The organism is Methylobacterium variabile (assembly GCF_001043975.1).
GTDB classification, from domain to species: domain Bacteria; phylum Pseudomonadota; class Alphaproteobacteria; order Rhizobiales; family Beijerinckiaceae; genus Methylobacterium; species Methylobacterium variabile.
In genome coordinates this window covers 1-823 of record NZ_LABY01000353.1, presented here as the reverse complement: position 1 = coordinate 823, position 823 = coordinate 1, and the positions used below count along the sequence as shown (strand labels likewise).

The 823-nt window shown below is 67.9% G+C and carries 1 protein-coding gene; it reads left to right on the top strand.

Features of this window, described 5'->3' with window-relative positions:
- Nucleotides 1-4: 4 nt before the first annotated feature.
- A partial coding sequence (locus tag VQ02_RS32830; protein ID WP_048448469.1) for a zinc-binding alcohol dehydrogenase family protein occupies nt 5-823 on the top strand: 819 nt, incomplete at its 3' end.

Below are 823 nucleotides of genomic sequence, written 5' to 3'. Positions count from 1 at the left end.
TTCCATGAAGGCTGTCGGTTTCTACACCTCCCTGCCGATCGACCACGATCAAGCGCTCGTTGATCTCGATCTCCCGACTCCAACGCCGGGGCCGCGCGACCTGCTCGTCCGAGTGCAGGCCGTCTCGGTCAATCCCGTCGACACAAAGGTCCGCGCTCGCACAACGCCGGCGGAGGGTCGGCCGCACGTCCTCGGCTACGATGCGGCCGGCATCGTCGAGGCGGTGGGTCCCGAGGTGAGCCGGTTCCGTCCAGGCGACGCGGTGTTCTATGCAGGCGACCTCGGCCGGCCGGGTACCAATGCCGAACTGCACTGCGTCGACGAGCGGATCGTCGGGCACAAGCCCGCCTCACTCTCCATCGCCGAGGCTGCCGCGATGCCGCTCACCGCGATCACGGCCTGGGAGGCACTATTCGACCGGCTGAACCTGCGCAGGCCGGTGCCGGGGGCGGCGAACGCAGTCCTGATCATTGGCGGAGCCGGCGGCGTCGGCTCGATCGCGACGCAGCTCGCCCGCCAGCTCACCGATCTCACGGTGATCACCACTGCCTCGAGGCCCGAGACGCAAGCCTGGAGCCGAGCGCTTGGTGCTCACCACGTGGTCGATCACGGCAAGCCGCTCGCAGCCGAAGTGGCAGCCCTCGGGTTCGGCGCGCCGGGTTTCGTTTTCTCGACCACCAACACCGACCGGCATCTTGCCGAGATCGCCGCGCTGATCGCGCCGCAGGGCCGGTTCGCGCTGATCGACGATCCGGCGAGCCTCGACGTGCTGCCGTTTAAGCGCAAGAGCGTCTCAACCCATTGGGAGTTCATGTTCACCCGC